At 69.4% G+C, this 17,156-nt stretch carries 13 protein-coding genes; 3 read left to right on the plus strand and 10 right to left on the minus strand.

Annotation, left to right across the window (positions count from 1 at the left end):
* On the minus strand, positions 1–2,304 hold the full coding sequence (gene bcsB, locus Q3A80_RS23235; RefSeq protein ID WP_446331211.1) for a cellulose biosynthesis cyclic di-GMP-binding regulatory protein BcsB: 2,304 nt from the start codon (positions 2,302–2,304) through the stop codon (positions 1–3).
* Between the two features lie 618 nt (positions 2,305–2,922).
* Positions 2,923–3,528 (minus strand): CDP-alcohol phosphatidyltransferase family protein, encoded by a 606-nt coding sequence (locus Q3A80_RS23240; RefSeq protein WP_446331212.1) that lies wholly within the window; start codon positions 3,526–3,528, stop codon positions 2,923–2,925.
* Between the two features lie 415 nt (positions 3,529–3,943).
* Here Q3A80_RS23240 and Q3A80_RS23245 point away from each other — a divergent pair, with 415 nt between their 5' ends.
* Both Q3A80_RS23245 and Q3A80_RS23250 read left to right on the plus strand, forming a co-directional pair.
* A complete protein-coding gene (locus tag Q3A80_RS23245; RefSeq protein WP_446331213.1) occupies positions 3,944–4,576 on the plus strand; it encodes a lysophospholipid acyltransferase family protein in 633 nt (210 codons plus the stop codon).
* A 36-nt stretch (positions 4,577–4,612) separates the two neighbouring features.
* On the plus strand, positions 4,613–5,542 hold the full coding sequence (locus Q3A80_RS23250) for a phosphatidate cytidylyltransferase (RefSeq protein WP_446331214.1): 930 nt from the start codon (positions 4,613–4,615) through the stop codon (positions 5,540–5,542).
* Between the two features lie 42 nt (positions 5,543–5,584).
* Here Q3A80_RS23250 and Q3A80_RS23255 read toward each other — a convergent pair whose 3' ends face one another.
* The 5 genes from Q3A80_RS23255 to Q3A80_RS23275 all read right to left on the minus strand — a co-directional run bounded on the left by Q3A80_RS23255 (position 5,585) and on the right by Q3A80_RS23275 (position 11,891).
* Positions 5,585–6,433 carry a topoisomerase IV gene (locus tag Q3A80_RS23255; RefSeq protein ID WP_446331215.1) on the minus strand — a complete coding sequence of 283 codons (849 nt, stop codon included), beginning with the start codon at positions 6,431–6,433 and terminating at the stop codon, positions 5,585–5,587.
* 318 nt (positions 6,434–6,751) lie between these two features.
* The gene (locus Q3A80_RS23260; protein ID WP_446331216.1) at positions 6,752–8,581 is read right to left on the minus strand and encodes a methyl-accepting chemotaxis protein; all 1,830 of its coding nucleotides are present in this window, start codon (positions 8,579–8,581) and stop codon (positions 6,752–6,754) included.
* 299 nt (positions 8,582–8,880) lie between these two features.
* Complete coding sequence (locus Q3A80_RS23265) at positions 8,881–9,192, minus strand: AtuA-related protein (protein WP_446331217.1); 312 nt, start codon at positions 9,190–9,192, stop codon at positions 8,881–8,883.
* Positions 9,192–10,553 carry an acyclic terpene utilization AtuA family protein gene (locus Q3A80_RS23270; protein WP_446331218.1) on the minus strand — a complete coding sequence of 454 codons (1,362 nt, stop codon included), beginning with the start codon at positions 10,551–10,553 and terminating at the stop codon, positions 9,192–9,194. Before Q3A80_RS23270 ends, Q3A80_RS23265 begins: the two co-directional genes overlap by 1 nt.
* Positions 10,554–10,592: 39 nt before the next feature.
* Positions 10,593–11,891: a CitMHS family transporter gene (locus tag Q3A80_RS23275; protein ID WP_446331219.1), complete on the minus strand. Its 1,299-nt coding sequence runs from the start codon at positions 11,889–11,891 to the stop codon at positions 10,593–10,595.
* A 97-nt stretch (positions 11,892–11,988) separates the two neighbouring features.
* Here Q3A80_RS23275 and Q3A80_RS23280 point away from each other — a divergent pair, with 97 nt between their 5' ends.
* The gene (locus Q3A80_RS23280) at positions 11,989–12,885 is read left to right on the plus strand and encodes a LysR family transcriptional regulator (RefSeq protein WP_446331220.1); all 897 of its coding nucleotides are present in this window, start codon (positions 11,989–11,991) and stop codon (positions 12,883–12,885) included.
* 40 nt (positions 12,886–12,925) lie between these two features.
* Here the strand turns inward: Q3A80_RS23280 and Q3A80_RS23285 are convergent, their stop codons facing one another.
* From Q3A80_RS23285 to Q3A80_RS23295, 3 genes are all read right to left on the minus strand, one after another.
* On the minus strand, positions 12,926–13,519 hold the full coding sequence (locus tag Q3A80_RS23285) for a flavin reductase family protein (RefSeq protein ID WP_446331221.1): 594 nt from the start codon (positions 13,517–13,519) through the stop codon (positions 12,926–12,928).
* 146 nt (positions 13,520–13,665) lie between these two features.
* Positions 13,666–14,445 carry a hypothetical protein gene (locus Q3A80_RS23290; protein WP_446331222.1) on the minus strand — a complete coding sequence of 260 codons (780 nt, stop codon included), beginning with the start codon at positions 14,443–14,445 and terminating at the stop codon, positions 13,666–13,668.
* An 87-nt stretch (positions 14,446–14,532) separates the two neighbouring features.
* Positions 14,533–17,139, minus strand: a complete 2,607-nt coding sequence (locus tag Q3A80_RS23295) for a TonB-dependent siderophore receptor (protein WP_446331223.1) — start codon at positions 17,137–17,139, stop codon at positions 14,533–14,535.
* Between the last annotated feature and the right edge of the window lie 17 nt (positions 17,140–17,156).

Here is a 17,156-nt window from a genome sequence, read left to right on the forward strand (position 1 = left end):
TTACATCCCCCGTCGGCGCGCGGCGATTCTCTGCAGCACGCTGAACACGCCGAGCGCGAGCAACAGCCCCGCGACGACGCCGACCACGCCGAGCACGACCGGGTGCCGCGCCGCGTGCGTCCACACGCGCGCATACCACGGCACGAAACCGACCACGTACGGCTCGCCGACGCGCAGGCTGTCGACCTGCCCCGGCCGCACCAGCGCGAGATCGCCCTGCAGCTGCGACACGAGGCCCGGCTTCTGGAACACGTCGAGCAGGTCGCCCAGTCGCGACTGGTCGGTCGCCGTCAGCGCGACGACGCTGCGGCCGTGGCTGCCCGGCAGCTCGAAGCCGGCGAGCGCCGCGAGCTGGCCCGTCTGTTCGATATGCGCGCCGCCGTCGGCCATGCCGACGCCGTTGCGCCAGCGCTCCTTCACCGAGAACGCGACGCGCGTCGCGCCGGTGCCGCCCTGCCGGTCGATCGCCAGCGGCAGCGCCGTGCGCCAGCGCGACAGCAGCGGCGACGCGGGCGAGCCGTCGATCACGAGCAGGTCCTTGCGGCCTGCGAGCGCGGCGACGTCGCCGGGCCGCGCGACCTGCACGCGCAATGCCGGGAAGCCGGTCCACTGCCCCATGTGGCCGAGCATCGTCAGGTACGCTTCGAGCTCCTGCGGCGACGGCCGGTCGGGCACGACGACGGCCGTCTGCGACAGATCGGCGAAACGGGTAAACGGGAAGCCGCTGTTCGCGAAGAACGCGAGGTTCGGCAATTGCGCGTAGTGGACGAAGTGCGAGAAGTCGATCGTCGAATCCGGGTCGATCGCCGCGCGCTGCGGCTCGGTCGCGGTGCTCGAGCAGAGCCCCGTCTTCTGCGAGTCGAGCGTGAAGCGGAACTGCAGCTGGTTGCCGCTGCCGACGCGGAACGCCGGGATGTCGACGTCGCTCGTCACGCGCCCTTCCGGCACCGCCAGCAGCGGCAGCTGCATGCGCCCGCGCGCGTCTTCCGCATGGGCCGGCCCGAGCCGGTACGACTTCACGAGCTGGTCGTTGATCTCGACGGCGAGCGTCGAGTTGTCCTGCACGGTGGGCGCCGTATAGCGGTAGCGCAGCGTGATCGGCACGCCCGAGCCGTTCCACGAATGAAGATCGGCCGGCACGCGCAGGTTCAGGCGGATCGCGTCGGGCGACGTGCCGCGCACTTCGAGTTCGCGCGGGTCGGCCACGAGTTCGCGGAACGCGATCGGCCGGTTCACCGGCAGCCAGCGCGGCGCATCGTACGGTTTGCGCGGCGCGCCGAGCTCGACATGCGCGACCGTCGCCGCCGGGCCCGACAGCGCCGCGCGGCCGAGCACGAGCGTCGCGACCGCGTCGTCGACCTCGGCCGCCGTGCGGCCCGTCACGATCAGCAGCTTGCGGCCCGGCGCGGCCGGGTTGTCGGCCATCGCGAGCAGCGGACCGTCGATCGACGGCAGCGCGAGGCCGGCCGGCAACGTCGCGGCCGTGCCGACCACGACCGCCTGGTCGTCCGCCGGCAGCGTCGCCGCGACCGGGAAGCGCGCCTGCCGGTAGTCGGCCTGCGCGCCGAACCACGATGCGAGCACGCCGGCGCTGCGCAGCGTCGCCGAATCGGGCGACGCCGGCAGCACGAACGGCAGTCGCAGCAGCCCGTTGTCGCGCCGGTCGAAGAACGGCGCGGGCAGCAGCGCGAGATCGTTCGGCAAACGCACCGGCGATTCGTCGAGGATCAGCTCGCTCGTCGGGCTCACGTCGGCCCACAGCGCCGAGTTCGCCGGGTCCTCGCAGTGATCGAGCGTGTAATGCGCGATCAGGCGCAGGCCGATCTGGTTGTAATCGGTGAAGTAGCGCGGATCGATCGGAATGTCCTGCGTGACCGTGCGGCCCGCGCGCGGCGCATCGAACGGGACGGTCGCGACCACCTCGCCGTTGACCGACACCTTCAGGTGCGACATCGGAAACACGAGCGACGGCGAATACGCGTAAGTCAGGCGCAACCGCGCGCCGGTGACGACGCGGTCGAGCCGCACGCCGGCGTTGACCGTGCGCGCATCGTCGGCGCCGCGCAGGTGCACCGGATCGAACGCGCCGAGCGACGCGAACGGCAGGTGCACGGTCGTCGCCGGCAGGCCGGCCGGTGGCGCGCTGGCGGCAGCCGGTGCCGCGGCGAGCGGCTGCGCGATCGCGGCGGCGGACGCGGACGCCGCCGCGGGCACGGCCGGCATCGGCGCGGCCGACAGCGCGGCCGCATGGAGCGCGCCGAATGCGGCGACGGACAGGACGAACAGCGACGCGGCCGGCTTCATGCGCGGCTCCGCATCGTCGAGATCATCCGGTCATCAAGCGCGCCGCAACCGGCGCGCGCAAAGCAGCTATGCCCGTGAGTGCACATCCCCACTGCTTCCCCTCAATAGTCTGGCCTGAAACTAGTTATCGGCACGACGCGGCGGATTCTTCTGCTGCCGGTTCGTCGGACTGCGCGCGCCTGGCACCGGCACGCGCCTATTCGTCACACTATCTCGAAAATAGGACAAAACTCGACCAAATTCGGGACAGCGAAGCGAAAAAAACTCAACCCGGTCGGAAATGCAGCACGTAGCGATTGAATGGCAAGAATTACGTTTTTTTGCCGACGACCGGGCCGACCGGCCTGCTGCCGGCTGCGACCCGTTGCAGGTCGCCCGGAATGCGCTGCCGCGTGAGCGGCGCGTATGCTACCGCAAGCCCGCGCCGTGCGGCGGGCTTTCTGCATGAAAAACTGATCTGGATCAATTCTTCGGTGCGGCTACGCCGCGCCGATACGCTGCCGCGCACGCGGACGGCCAGGCGCGACGCGATCCGTCCGCCCGCGCCGGGCTCGCCGCGCGCTGCACAGCGCTCGGCGCGACGAGGTCGCGCTGCGGCGCCGCGTACGCGGCCGGCCGTCAGCCGCCCGCTTCGGCGACGCCCGCCTGCACGCGCCGCACCGCCGTCACGATCGACAGCACGATCAGCAGACGCCACAGCCATGCGGCGACGCCGCCGACCGGCAGACCGAAGCCGATCCACAGCGCGAACGCACCGAGTGCGAGCGCGCGGTCGCTCTTGCCGAACGGGCCGTCGTAGCGGCGCGTCGCGCCGGCGAGCGGACCGATCAGCCCCGCGCATTCGACGATGACCGCCGTCAGCGCGAACAGCCAGACGTCTGCCGGCGCGAACGCGGGAATCGCGAGGAACGGCAGCACGAGCGCGACGTCGGACACGACGTCGCCGAGCTCGTTCAGGTACGCGCCGAGCGTGCTCTTCTGACCGTGTTCGCGCGCGAGCATCCCGTCGATCGCGTTGAGCGCCATCCGCACGAACAGCCAGATCGGGATCAGCAGGAACAGCACGCGGGCGAACACGCCGAGCCCCGCGAGCGCGCCGACGACGATCGAGCCGCCGGCCGCGAACAGCGTGACCTGGTTCGCGGTGACGCCGCGCGCGGCAAGCGAATCCGCGATCGGCCGCAGATGGTTCTGGAATTTCGGTTTGAGTGCGTAGAGGCTCATCGTTTTATTCGGTTCGGCACATCCGGACACGTTTGCCGCCGCCATGCCCCGGGCGGCGCGGCCGCCGGCGGCGGATGCCGGCAGGTGGTCGCAATCGTCGCCGAGCGGCCTCGATGCGTCAAGCCGTGCCGCGCGTCGGTGCGCCGGGCAATCTGGCGTTTCCGACCGAAACTCGCGATAATCCGCTGGCCCGCAAAGTGCAGCAATCCGTTCGAACTGCAAACGGGCGCTCGTGCAACAGCCGATTATCACGCCGTCGAACGGCGATGATCGCGGCCCTGCTACAGGCAGCCACGAATTTGAAAAAACTTGAACAATGGCCGTCCGGCGCGCATCCAGCCGCGCCGGCATTCCGGGAATCCGCGTGCCGCGCGTGCGCGGCCGCGCGCGCATGCAGGCGGGAGGCGCCGCGCCGATGAACATCGTCAACGTGTGGCAGCGCGACTTCCTGCTGTCGATCGTGCGGCTCGTCGCCGGCGCGTATCCCGTCTGGCATCAGGCGCCGCCGTCGCCGACGCAGAAAATCTACTTCTCGAACCATACGAGCCACATCGACACGCTCGCGATCCTCGCCGCGCTGCCGCGCGAAGTGCGCGCGGTCGTGCGGCCCGTCGCGGCGCGCGACTACTGGGACAGCGGCGACCTGAAGCGCCACATCGCGCAGAAACTGCTGAACGTCGTGCTGATCGACCGTCACCGCCAAAGCGGCGGCGACCCGTTGGATCCGGTGCGCGATGCACTGCGGCAAGGTCACTCGATCATCATCTTCCCGGAAGGCACGCGCGGCGCCGACGTGCTGCCGCAGCCGTTCAAGAGCGGCCTGTTCCATCTCGCGACCGAGTTTCCGGACGTCGCGCTCGCGCCGGTCTATCTCGAGAACCTGCAGCGGATCATGCCGAAGGGGGCGATCTGGCCCGTGCCGCTGATCTGCAAGGTGCACTTCGGCGCGAACGAAGCGCTCGGCGCCGGCGAAGACAAGCCGGCCTTCCTCGCCCGCATGCGCGACGCGATCGTCGCGCTCGCACCGCCGCAGCGGCCGGCCGGCTGAACGCGGCGCCCTCCTCTTCCTTTTCCGGACCTCTTCATGCGAACTCTCTTCTGGGAACTGGTCGCGGGCGTCACCGGCGTGCTGGCGTTCGCGACCGTGATCGGCGCGATCCTCGGCGCGCGCAGCGGCGGCACGAGCGCGACGATCGTCAACCTGAACCAGCGCATCCGCGCGTGGTGGGCGATGATCGCGATCATGGTCATCGCGATCGGCCTCGGCAACAACGTCACGTACTGCGTGTTCGCGCTACTGTCGTACCTGACGCTGCGCGAATTCATCACGCTGACGCCGACCACCGCGAGCGACCACACGACGCTGTTCATCGCGTTCTTCATCGCGATTCCGGTGCAGTACCTGCTGCTCGCGATCAACTGGTACGGGATGTATTCGATCTTCGTGCCGGTGCACCTGTTCTTCGCGATGTCGCTGGTGTCGGCGCTCACGCAGGACACGCGCGAATTCCTGAGCCGCAACGCGAAGATCAACTGGGCGCTGATGGTGTGCGTGTACGGGCTGAGCCATGCGCCGGCCGTGCTGATCCTCGACATTCCGCGCTACACGGGGCAGAACGCGCTGCTGCTGTTCTTCTTCCTGTTCGTCGTGCAGATCAGCGACGTGCTGCAGTACGTGGTCGGCAAGCTGTTCGGACGCCGCAAGATCGCGCCGCGGCTGTCGCCGTCGAAGACGGTGGAAGGCTTCGTCGGCGGCGGCCTGCTCGCGACGCTGTGCGGCGCGTCGCTGTATCGCGTGACGCCGTTCGGCTTCGGCGCGGCGTTCGGGATCTCGCTCGCGATCGTGATCGCGGGCTTCGTCGGCGGCCTCGTGCTGTCGGCGGTGAAGCGCTCGCTCGGCACGAAGGACTGGGGCTCGATGATCGCCGGCCACGGCGGGATGCTCGACCGCATCGACTCGATCTGCTTCGCCGCACCGGTGTTCTTCCACCTCGTGCGCTATCTGTACGTGTGATGGATGGGCGGCGCGATGCCGCCCGTTCGTGCGTACGAGAAGTCAATACCCTTCGCGCAGCGACTTCGGCACGATGTAGCGGCCGCGTGCCGGATCGAACTTCACCGTGTAACGCATCTGAATCGCGTGGTCGCCGCGCGTGCCGGTCTCGGTCACGATCAGCGGATACACGATGCCGGTGTCGGCCGTGTCGGGCGCGATCTCGAAACGGCGGTCCTCGCAGCGAGCCGGCGTGTTCGCGCAGTCGTTCGACGCCGCATTGTCGAGTGCCTCGTTGAGGCGCGGCGCCGCGAGCACCAGCGCGTCACCGTGCGGCAGCCAGATCGAGCGCAGGCGCTGCGTATAGCCTTGACGTGAATCGGCTTCGCCGATCACGAAACCGAACAGGTGCGGGCCGAGCCGCTGAATGCGCACCGTGCCCGGCTCGCCGCGCGTGCCGGACGCGATGCCCGTCTTCTTCAGCACCGGTTCGAGGCCACTGCCATCCGCCGAGGGCTTCAGCACGTACAGGTCGATCGTGCCCGTCGTCGCGTCGGCATCCATTCCCGGCATGCCGTTCTGCACCGCGTCCTCGGTCTCTCCGCACATCGCGAGCAGCGTGCGCGGACCGTCGGGCGTCGCGACGCGCAACCCGCCGCACGGCGCGTAGATGAACTCGCCGGCCTCCGGCTGCCAGCCCTTGCGATCGGCGCGCCACGTCCCGTACGTATCGCGGAGGAATTGATTCAGCTGCCGCTCGGGATGCGCCGGTTCGGCGCCGTGGGCAGGCGGCAATGCGGCGAGCACGGCGAATACGGCGACGGCGGACCGCACGGCACGCGCCGCCCCGAATCGTCGGCGGCGTCCTGCCCCGCCGCTCGCGCCGGCCGGCGTGACGATCTCGTTGTTCATTCCAGGATCCATTCGATGCGCGCGGCCCCCTGCCACGCGCGCGGGGCGAGGCCCGCGACCCGTAGCGTACACGTACGGTGCGACGTCGCAAAGGCGGCTTACACCGTTTCGGCCGACACTGTCGCACGCACCATCAGCCTGCCCCGCGGGACGTCAACGGACAGCGGCCGGTCGGCTTGTCCGGTCGGTGGAGCAGCGGCCATTCGGCTCGGACTGACACGGCTGCGCGATCAGCACGTCACGATCGACGGCGCGTCATGCCGATATCTGCGACGGCCGCGCCCGCCCGTCACCCTACGTCCAACATCGCATCCGGGCTCACGCCGCCACCGCATCGGCCGCCTGCGGCCGGGCCAGCTTGAATTCGCCGACCATCTCCGCGAGCTGCGCGGCCTGCTCCCGCAGCAGCGCGGCGGCCGCCGCCGACTCCTCGACGAGCGCGGCGTTCTGCTGCGTCGAGTGATCGAGCTGCGACACCGCCTGGTTGACCTGCGCGAGCCCAGTGCTCTGCTCGTTCGCGGCGATCGTCATTTCCGAGATCACGCTGCTGATGCTGCGCACACCGTCGACGATCTCGTCCATCGTCGCACCGGCCGTCTGCACGAGCCCCGAACCGCCCTCGATCTTCTCGACCGACGACTGGATCAGCTGCTTGATTTCCTTGGCCGCCTGCGCGCTGCGTTGCGCGAGCGTGCGCACCTCGCCCGCGACCACGGCGAAGCCGCGGCCGTGCTCGTTCGCGCGCGCGGCCTCGACCGCCGCATTCAGCGCGAGGATGTTGGTCTGGAACGCGATGCCGTCGATCACGCCGATGATGTTCGAGATTTCGCCCGACGCCTTCGTGATCTCGCCCATCGTCGCGACCACCTGGCTCACCACCTCGCCGCCGCGCACCGCGACGCCCGATGCGGATTCCGCGAGCCGGTTCACCTGGGTCGCGGAGTCGGCCGAATTGCGCGCCGTGCCGGCGATCTGCTCGAGCGCGGCGGCGGTTTCCTGCAGGCTCGACGCGGCATGTTCGGTGCGGCTCGACAGGTCCTGGTTGCCCTGCGCGATCTCCGCGCTCGCCACGCTCACGGATTCGCTGAAGCCGCGAATCTGCAGCAGGATCGCGCTGATCTTTTCCGCGAACAGATTGAACGCGCGCGCGATCTGTGCGGCCTCGTCGGCGCCGTCGGCCTCGAGCCGCTTCGTCAGGTCGCCGCTGCCGCTCGCGACGTCGGTGAGCGCGTCGCGCACGAGCAGCACGCGCTTGAACGCCGCGTTCGTCAACGCGCCGACGAGCGCAGCGGCCACGCATGCGACGACCAGGATCGCGATGAGCGTCGTCGTCGCGACGGCGCGCATGCCGGCCGTCACGTCCGAGCGGTCGAGCGCCATCACGAGCGACCAGTCGGTGCCGGCGATCGCCTGCGCGCGCAGCAGCTTGGTCGCGCCGTCGATGTCGACGGCCACCGGCTCGGCAGCGGTCTGCAGCCCCGTGAGGCGCTCGGGCGTCAGATCCGCCGACAACTGCGTCGCCGGCTTCATGATCAGGTCCGTCTTCGCGCCCGCAATCACACGCCCGGTTCGGTCGACCAGGAACGCAAAGCTCGCGGGCGTCGGGTGCATCGATGCGACGATCGTACTCGCGCGTTCCATGTAGAGGCTCGCGGCCAGCACGCCCTTCAGCGTGCCGGCGCGGATGATCGGCGCCGCGAACGCGAACGCCGGCTTGCCGGTCGACGCGTCGAGGTACAACGCCGTGACGACGAGCCGGCCGGCCTCGACCGCCTGCTTGTACCACGGGCGCGCGGTCGGATCGTAACCGGCAGCGAGCGGCACGTTGGAAACCGCCGTGTGGTCCGGCTGGCCGAGCGTGAGCACCTGGAAGCCGCCGGACTTGCCGAGCAGCGTCAGCGCCGGCAGCGGATCGCCTTCGCCGACCGTCAGCGTATCCGCGAGCGCCTGGGTCTGCTGCGCGCGGCTCGCGATCCATTCGTCGATCGCGATTGCATGGCCGGCCAGCACGGACTTCAGGTTCTGGTCGATGGTTTCGTCGTTGTGCTGCTTCACGACGTAATAGACCAGGCCGCCGGTCACGGCGAGGGCCGTGACCACGATGGCGACGCAGGTCGCCAGAATCCGTGCGCGAATCGATGACAGCATGATGACAGTGATCTCCGGTTGCGGCGTGTTCGAATAGTCGGATGGGGCCCGCAGTCGTTCTATCGGCCGCCCGCTGCGCAACTTGAGGTTGGACTGGTCAGACCAATGCAAAAAATTTTGGCCGCCCCGCGCCCGGGATCCCTGTCGTGGTCGGTTCAATGTGTCGGTGGGATGGGAAGACCGGCGATTCGACGCCAGCTCGCGCGCCCGCCTCTATCCCGGCCGCCCGCTCGGGCGACATCGCGCATGGAACGAAGCTCGACATCGCCGAGCCGGCCGGACGCAACGCCGTCACGCGATCACGCGGGCTCCGGCACGTCGATCGCCAGCAGCGCGAAGCTCACCGACTTGCCGTGCGCGTCGAGCGCCAGCGAGCGCGTAACGCCGCCGCCGAGCGCATCGCGCAGCACGAAGTTGAAGGCGGCGAGCGCGGGCAGCTCGTAGCGCACGACGTCGCCGTGCACGATACCGGCGAGCCACGCCTTCACCGCCGCCGCATCGAGATGCGCGCGCAGGTGCTCGTAGTGCCGCGGATCGCGGCAGATGACCGACACGTTCAGCGTATTGCCCTTGTCGCCGGTGCGCGCATGCGCCAGTTCACGCAGTTGCATCAGGCCTCCACGAAGGAAAACGACGGCGTCACGGCCGCGCGCGGCAGCAGTACCGACTGCACCGCGATCACCTCGCGCGTCGACTTAAACGCGCCGCCGCCGCCGGCCGGCCCGTTCGTATAAAGCGTCTCGACTTCGTTGCCGATCCGCGCGGCCTCGGCCGCGCTCGCCGCACGGCCGGCGACCCGCACGCGGACTTCGGCCGGCTCGCCGCGCACGGCGGGCGTCGCGTCGCCGTACAGCGCATCGACGCCGATCAGGTCGAAGCGCAGTTCGGTCGCGGCCACGCCGGTCAGCGCGAGCCGCTCGCGGACGATGTCGAGCGCGAGCCGCGCCCGCGCGAGCGCCCCCGGGCCGCCATAAGAGATCTGCCCTTCGCCGATATGGCCGTCGACGTATGCGACCGACACCTTCAGCGTATCGGTGCGCGCGGTGCCGCGCCCGCCCGTCACGCGCACGCGGTCAGGCGCCTCTTCGGCGACGGCTACCCGCGTGAAATCCGCGACGACATCGGGCTGCAGGTAACGCGCCGGATCGTGAATCTCGTACAGCAGCTGTTCCTTGCAGGTCGCCGCACTCACGCGGCCGCCCGCATGCGCCACCTTCGTGATCACGACCGAGCCGTCGGCCGCGACCTCGCCGATCGGAAACCCGAGCCGCGCGAGCTTCGGCACGTCCTTGTAGCCGGGGTCGGCGAAATAGCCGCCCGTCACCTGTCCCGCGCATTCGAGCAGATGGCCGACGACCGTCGCCTGGCCGAGCGTGTCCCAGTCGTCCATCCGCCAGCCGAACGCATGGATCAGCGGCGCGGCGAACAGCGACGGATCGGCGACGCGCCCGGTCAGCACGACGTCCGCGCCGGCCGCGAGCGCATCGACGATCGGCGCGGCGCCGAGATACGCATTGGCCGACACAATGCGGTCGCGATACGCGGCGACTTCGTCGCCCGACTCCTCGAAGCGGAACGCACCGCGCAGCACGACGTCGAGCACGTCGTCGCCTTCGACCGCCGCGACCTTCAGCCCCGCGATGCCGAGCGACTGCGCGATCTGCGCGGTGCGCCGCGCGGCCGCGCGCGGATTCGCGGCGCCCATGTTCGACACGATGCGTACGCCGCTGGCCGCGGCCACCGGCAGCACCGCGTGCATGCGCGCATCGAGCAGCGGATCGTAGCCGAGCGATGGATCGTTGCGCCGCGTCTGCTGCGCGATCGCGATCGTGCGTTCGGCCAGGCATTCGAAGACGAGGTAGTCGAGCTGCCCGTGTTCGGCCAGCTCGACCGCGGGCTCGATCCGGTCGCCCGAGTAGCCGGCGCCCGCGCCGATGCGCACGCGGCGTTCGTGGATTGGCTGTGCTGTCATGTCCGTACCGTCCTCCGGCGCTCGCGCACCGGGGAAAAATCAGAAAACGCCGAGCACGACGCATGCGATCGTCATCACGATCGACGCACCGAACAGCAGCGGAAACGTGAACTTCTGGTGCTCGGCCAGCTCGATCCCGCACAGGCCGACCACGAGGAACGTCGCGGGCGTCAGCGGGCTGACCGGGAACCCGGTCGTCATCTGGCCGAGCAATGCCGCCTGCCCGACATGTACGGCCGGCACGCCGAGCTGGCCGGCCACTTCCGCGATGACCGGCAGCACGCCGAAATAGAACGAATCGGGATCGAACAGCATGCTGAGCGGCATCGACGCGAGGCCGAGCGCGACCGGGATATGGCCGGCCATCGACGGCGGCACGAAGCCGACCGCCGCCTGCGCCATCGCCTTCAGCATCCCGCTGCCCTGCATGATGCCGGTGAACACGCCCGCCGCGAGCAGGATGCCGGCCATCATCAGCGCCGCGCGCGCATGCGCGTCGATGCGCTTTCTCTGCATGTCGACGTCCGGATAGTTCACCATCAGCGCGACGCACAGCCCGACCATGAACATGATCGCCGGCGGAATCTTCTCGCCCATCACGACCATCGTGCCGAGCACGACGAGCGTCAGCACGAGGTTGAACCAGAACAGGTGCGGGCGGCGCAGCGCCTGCTCGTCCGCGCTCAGCTCGCGTTTGGGCAGCGGAATCGACGCATCGTCGCGCGACAGGCCGAGCCGCTTCTCCTCGCGCCGGCCGAGCCAGTACGCGACGCCGAACACGAACACGAGCCCGATCGCCTGCACCGGAATCAGCGGATTGAACAGCGCCGACACCGGCAGGTGCAGCGACGCCGACGCGCGGATCATCGGCCCGGTCCACGGCAGGAAGTTGATCCCGGCGGCCATCGATACCGCGGCGGCCAGCACGCGCCGGTCCATCTTCAGCCGGTCGTACAGCGGCAGCACCGCGGGAATCGTCACGAGGAAGCACACGGCGCCCGAGCCGTCGAGGTGAATCAGCAGCGCGAGCAGCGTCGTGCCCATCACGATCCGCGTCGGCCGCGTGCCGACCGCGCGCAGGATGCGGTCGATGATCGGGTCGAGCGTGCCCGCGTCGGTGATCGTGCCGAAATAGAGGATCGCGAACACGAACATCCCGACCACCGGCGCGAGGCCCTTCAGCCCGTCGATCACGAATTTGCTGGTGTGCAGCCCGAAGCCGCCGATCAGCGACGCCGCGATCGGCACGACGATCAGCGCGACGAGCGGCGACATGCGTCTGGACAGGATCGCGGCCAGCAGCACGACGATCGTGCCCAGCCCGAGTAACGGCAGCATCGGTGTCTCCTACCTTGTCTTTTGTTGGAGACGAGCGTAAGGTCGGCGCAGCAATAGCACAATTGAAATGATTTGATCGCAGCAATCACGAACCGTTATGGATCTGAATCTTCGCGACATTCGCGCATTCGTCACCGTCGCGCACGCCGGGAACTTCACGCGGGCGGCCGCGCGGCTGCATCTGTCGCAGCCGGCGCTGACCGTGCAGATCCGCCGGCTCGAGGACATCGTCGGCGCGCGGCTGTTCGACCGCAACAGTCGCAGCGTCGCGCTCACGCAGACGGGGCGCGAGCTGCTGCCGCTGCTGCAGCGCTCGCTCGACGACATGGAACGCGTGCTGCGCGATGCGCGCGCGCTCGGCGAAGGCGCGAGCGGCACGGTGCGGCTCGCGTGCCTGCCGACTTTCGCGTCGAGCCTGCTGCCGGAGCTGATCCAGTCGTTTCGGCGCGACGTGCCGCGCGCGGGCTTCGACATTCGCGACGGCGTCGCGAGCCTCGTCACCGCGCTGGTGCGCAACGAGGAAGCCGATCTCGGGCTGACCGGCGGCGATGCGTTCGACGCGTCGCTGGACGTGCTGTATGCGGGCGCGGACCGGCTCGTCGCCGTATGCCCGAACGATCATCCGCTCGCGCGCAAGCGGCGCGTGCGCACCGCCGACGTCGCGGCCGTGCCGCTCGTGCTGACCGCACAGGGCACGAGCGTGCGCAGCGTCGTCGATCGCGCGCTGCAAGCGGCCGGCTGCACGCCCGACATCGCGTGCGAACCGACGTACATGATGACGGCCGTCGCGATGGTGCGCGGCGGCCTCGGCGTGACGATCCTGCCGGCGACCGCGCGCGAGGTGCGCGCCGAGCCCGACCTCGTCGTGAAGCCGATCGACGACCCGGCGTTCGTGCGGCCGATCGCGCTCGTCGCGAAGCGCGGGCGCACGCTGCCGCGCGTCGCGCAGGCGTTCGCCGACGTGATGCTCGCGGAATTGAAAAAGCGCGCCTGAATCGCGCGCTTCGGACGACGAAACGGTGGTGCCGCGGCGCTTACTGCGGGTCCGTCCGATCCGGATCGACGTGCAGCGATTCGCCGATCGCGTAGAAGTTGCCGCCGGCGATGTAGTGCAGGCTGCGCAGCGCCGGATCGGCCGATTCGAAATACCAGTGGCCGTCGCGGAACACGCGCGTGTCGGACCACGCGCCAATCACCTCGCCGATGAACAGGTCGTAGGTCTGCTGGTTGTGCGGCTCCGGAATCAGCTTGCACGCGAGCCAGCCCGAGCAACCGGCGACGAACGGCAGGTCGTGACCGTCGACGTCGAACAGCGTGACGCCTGCTTCGCGCAGCTTGTCGGGACGCTCGGCGAGACTGTGGCTGCCGACCGCATGCGTGAGCCGCAGCTGCGCGGCCGTCGGTACCTGGATCACGAACATGCCGCTGCGCTCGACGAGCGCGCGCGTCTTCGCGGACTTGTCGAGCACGACGGTCAGCTTCGGCGGCAGGAAGTCGAGCGCGCACGCCCATGCGGCGGCCATCACGTTGTCGACGCCGTCGTGGCGGGCCGACACGAGCACGGTCGGGCCGTGGTTGAGGAGACGGTAGGCTTTCTTCAGCTCCACCGGTGCGATGTGACTGTCCATACGGGTTCCCTGGTGAGCGGCGCGATGCGCGCCGGCCGAAGGCCGCATTCTCGCACTCAATGCGGATGGACGCTGGCGGTGCCGCGCGCGCCCGTCATCTGCTGCACGCTCGCCGCCGCGGAACGCGCCCGACGCACCGCGTCGGGTCAGCGCCGCCCCGCCGCCCAATCGACCGCCGCGTCGAACAGCGCGAGCCCGGCCGGCGACAGGTTCGCGAACGTGTCGTTGTCGAGGAAGAACATCACGCGGCGTGCGGGCGCCAGCGCTTCGTAGTCCATCGTCGCGCCCTTCTCGTACGCGAACACCGCCGCCTTGTCCGGTTGCCCGTACACGGTCGCGATCGTGATCGCGCCGAGCCCCGGCCTGCCCCAGCTCATCGGCGCCTGCTTGCCGTACACATTGACCGCGCCGGCCGGCAAGCCGGCCGCGATCGGATGCGGCGCGTTGACGAGCCACACATGGCGTTCCTTGCCCGTTTCGCCGAAGTCGACGTCGTGGCGCTTGCCCGTCATCGCGAGGTCGTCGAGCAGGTCGTTCTCCCACGTGACGAGCGGCTTGTCGAGCGTGCGCCAGCCCGGCCGCACGTTCTTCGACGACACCGTCGACGAGATCACGACGAGATCGGCATCGCGCGCCGCGTCGGGCGTCGCGCTCTCGTCGATCAGCCGCACCGCATAGCCGCGCTCGCCGAGATGCTGGCCGATCCGTTCGTCGACCTTCAGGTTCGGGCCGCGCAACTGCACGAGCATCGCGACGCGGGTGACGGGCGGCGCCGCAGCGGCAGCAGCCTCGGCCGCGGCGGCAGGCGCGCTCGCCGACAATCCCGCGCACCACAAGCATGCCGCGCCCGCCAGTGAGCGCAATGCGCGACGTCGCATGCCGGTGCCGGCGGCGCGCACGGCGCCAGCCTTGATGTTTCCGTTCATATTTCGTTCTCCGAAGCCGCGCGCCGCCTTGCGCGATCCGCGCCACGCAACGATTGCGCGATCAAATGAATGGCGTGCATTGCACGTTCAGAACTGCAGCGTGGTCAGCAGCGACACCTGTCGCGCATCGCCGACCGCGACGAAGTAGCGGTTCGCGCTCGACGGGTAATACGTGCGGTTGAACAGGTTCTTCACGTTCAGCTGGAACGACAGCTTCTGCTTGCCGAGCCGCGTGTCGTACGTCGCGAACGCATCCGCGAGCACGTACGACGGCAGCGTGAAGCTGTTCGCCGAATCGCCGGGCCGCGCACCGACGTAACGCGCGGCCGCGCCGATGCGCAGGTCGTCGCCGCCGAGCAGCGTGCCGACGTCGTAGACGGCCGCGAGCGACGCCGTATGGCGCGCGACGTTCCACAGCCGGTTGCCCGTGTATTTCGGATCCTCGGTGGTTTTCGCGTCGATGTACGCATAGCTCGCGATCACGTTCACGCGTTCGCCGATCTTGCCGGACAGGTCGAGCTCGATCCCGCGCGAACGCGCGCTGCCCGACGTGCGCCAGTCGGTCAGCTTCGTCGTATCGTTGAACTGCGACACGAGCACGTTCTTCTTGTCGATGTTGAACAGCGCGAGCGTGCCCGTCATCCCGCCCGGCAGGTCGAGCTTGCCGCCGACTTCCCATGCGGTCGCTTCCTCGGGCGGCGTCGCGGCGTCGATCACGTAGCCCGACGTCATCGGCGCAATCGACGACGACGGCTTCAGCGACCGCGAATAGCTGCCGTACAGCGAGAACGCATCGGTCCACTTGTAGACGACGCCCGCGCGCGGCAGCCACTTCGAGCCGCTGAGGTCGGTGTTCGCGTTGAACGGCCGGCCGCGCCCGGCGACCTGGTTGTACGTGATGTAGCGCAGCCCGCCCGACACGATCCACTTGTCGGTCACGTGAACGGTATCCTGGAAGAACGCGGATGCATCGTGCAGCGTGTCGGTCTGATCGCTGTCGCTCGCGGAAACGGTGCTCGACGGCGGCAGCAGTCCGTACACCGGATTAACGTAGCTGAACGGCGTCTTCACCGCCTGGCGCAGCATGTCCTTGCGGTAGATGCGGCGGTATTCGGTATCGAAGCCGACCTGCACGTCGTGGCGCATCCCCGCGAGCGTCAGCTTGCCGTTCACGTAACCGATCCCGTAGCTGTCGGTGCTGAGCGAGCCGTGCGTCGCGTCGTTGCTGCGCGACAGCGTGCCCGTCACCGGGTCGACGCCGGTCGTGCGCAACTGGTTCGCGTCGTAGGTCTCGCGGTTGTAGCTGTAGCCGAAGTGCGCGCTCCAGTCCGCGTTGAACTGGTGATCGACGCTCAGCTGCGCGAGATGCGATTCGCCGTCCATGTTGTTGAACGGCTCGTCGATGCGCCGCCGCGCCGGAATGTCGAGCGGTGCGTTGGTGCGCGGATCGAGCGCGGTGCCGCGATCGAACGGCGAATGGAACTTCCGGTATTCGTACGACACGACGACCTGCGTATCGCGGCCGTACCACGCGAGCGACGGCGCGACGAAGGTCTGCCGGTATTCGCCGAAGTTGCGCCAGTACTGCTCGTTCGACTGGTCGACGATGAGCCGGTACGCGAGCGGCGAATCGCCGATCCGCCCCGTCGAGTCGAAGGTCGCGCTGCCGCCGTTCCTGCCGTGCCCGAACGTCGACGCGCCGAGCGACACCGCGTTGTAGCGCGCGAGCTGCGGCTGCTTGCTGACGACGTTCACCACGCCGCCAGGATCCATCAGCCCGTACAGCAGCGACGTCGGCCCCTTCAGCACCTCGACGGTATCGACGGCCGCGTTGAACGAGCGCCCTTGCACGATCGGCATCCCGTTGCGCATGACCGAGCCGTCGCGGTTGTCGCCGAAGCCGCGTTTCATGACGGTGTCCTGCGTGCCGGCGAGCGTGTTGCCCTGCGTGATGCCGCTCACGTTGCCGAGCGCATCGTCGAGATTGCGCGGGCGCTGGTCGCGCAGCACCTGCGCGGGCACGACGTTGACGGCCTGCGCGGTGTCGAGCAGCGGGATGTCGGTGCGCAACACGCCGGCCTCCTTCGCCGGCCGGTAGCTTTCCGCGCGCAGCGCGCTGCCGCGCACGGTGATCGTCGGCAGCTCGGCGGCCGCGTCGGTGCCGGCTGCCGCGGCCGGCGCGACCGAGCCGTTCGCGCGCATCAGCGTATAGCCGCCGCCCCGCTGGCGCAGCGCGACGAGCCCCGTGCCCGCGAGCAGCCGGTCGAGTGCGGCGTCGACGTCGAAGCGCCCATGTACGCCGCCGCTCGTGCGGCCGGCGGTCAGTTCCGCGGGGAACGCGAGCAGGATGCCGGCGTCGCGTCCGAACCGGTTCAGCGCCGCTTCGAGCGGACCGGCCGGAATGTCGAACGCGCGGCGCGATGCGCTCGGGGCAGCGGCCGCCGGATCGGCATCGGTGTCGGCCTGCGCCGGCAGCGGCAGCAGCGCCGACAGCAGGACGGCGCCGGCCAGCCGGCGCGCGACCCGGCCGGATACGCGCGCTGCCGCAGATGCGGCAGGTGCGGCGGATGTAGCCGGGCGCGACGCGCGCGGCAGATGACGGGCGCGCGCGGTGCGGCGCCGATACGTAGAACGGGTCGAAACCATGATCGAGGAGTCGGTGAACGATGGGCCAGTGCTGCTTTCACTACCCATGTCACGCGAACATCGGG

Source organism: Burkholderia sp. SR8 (genome assembly GCF_052851275.1).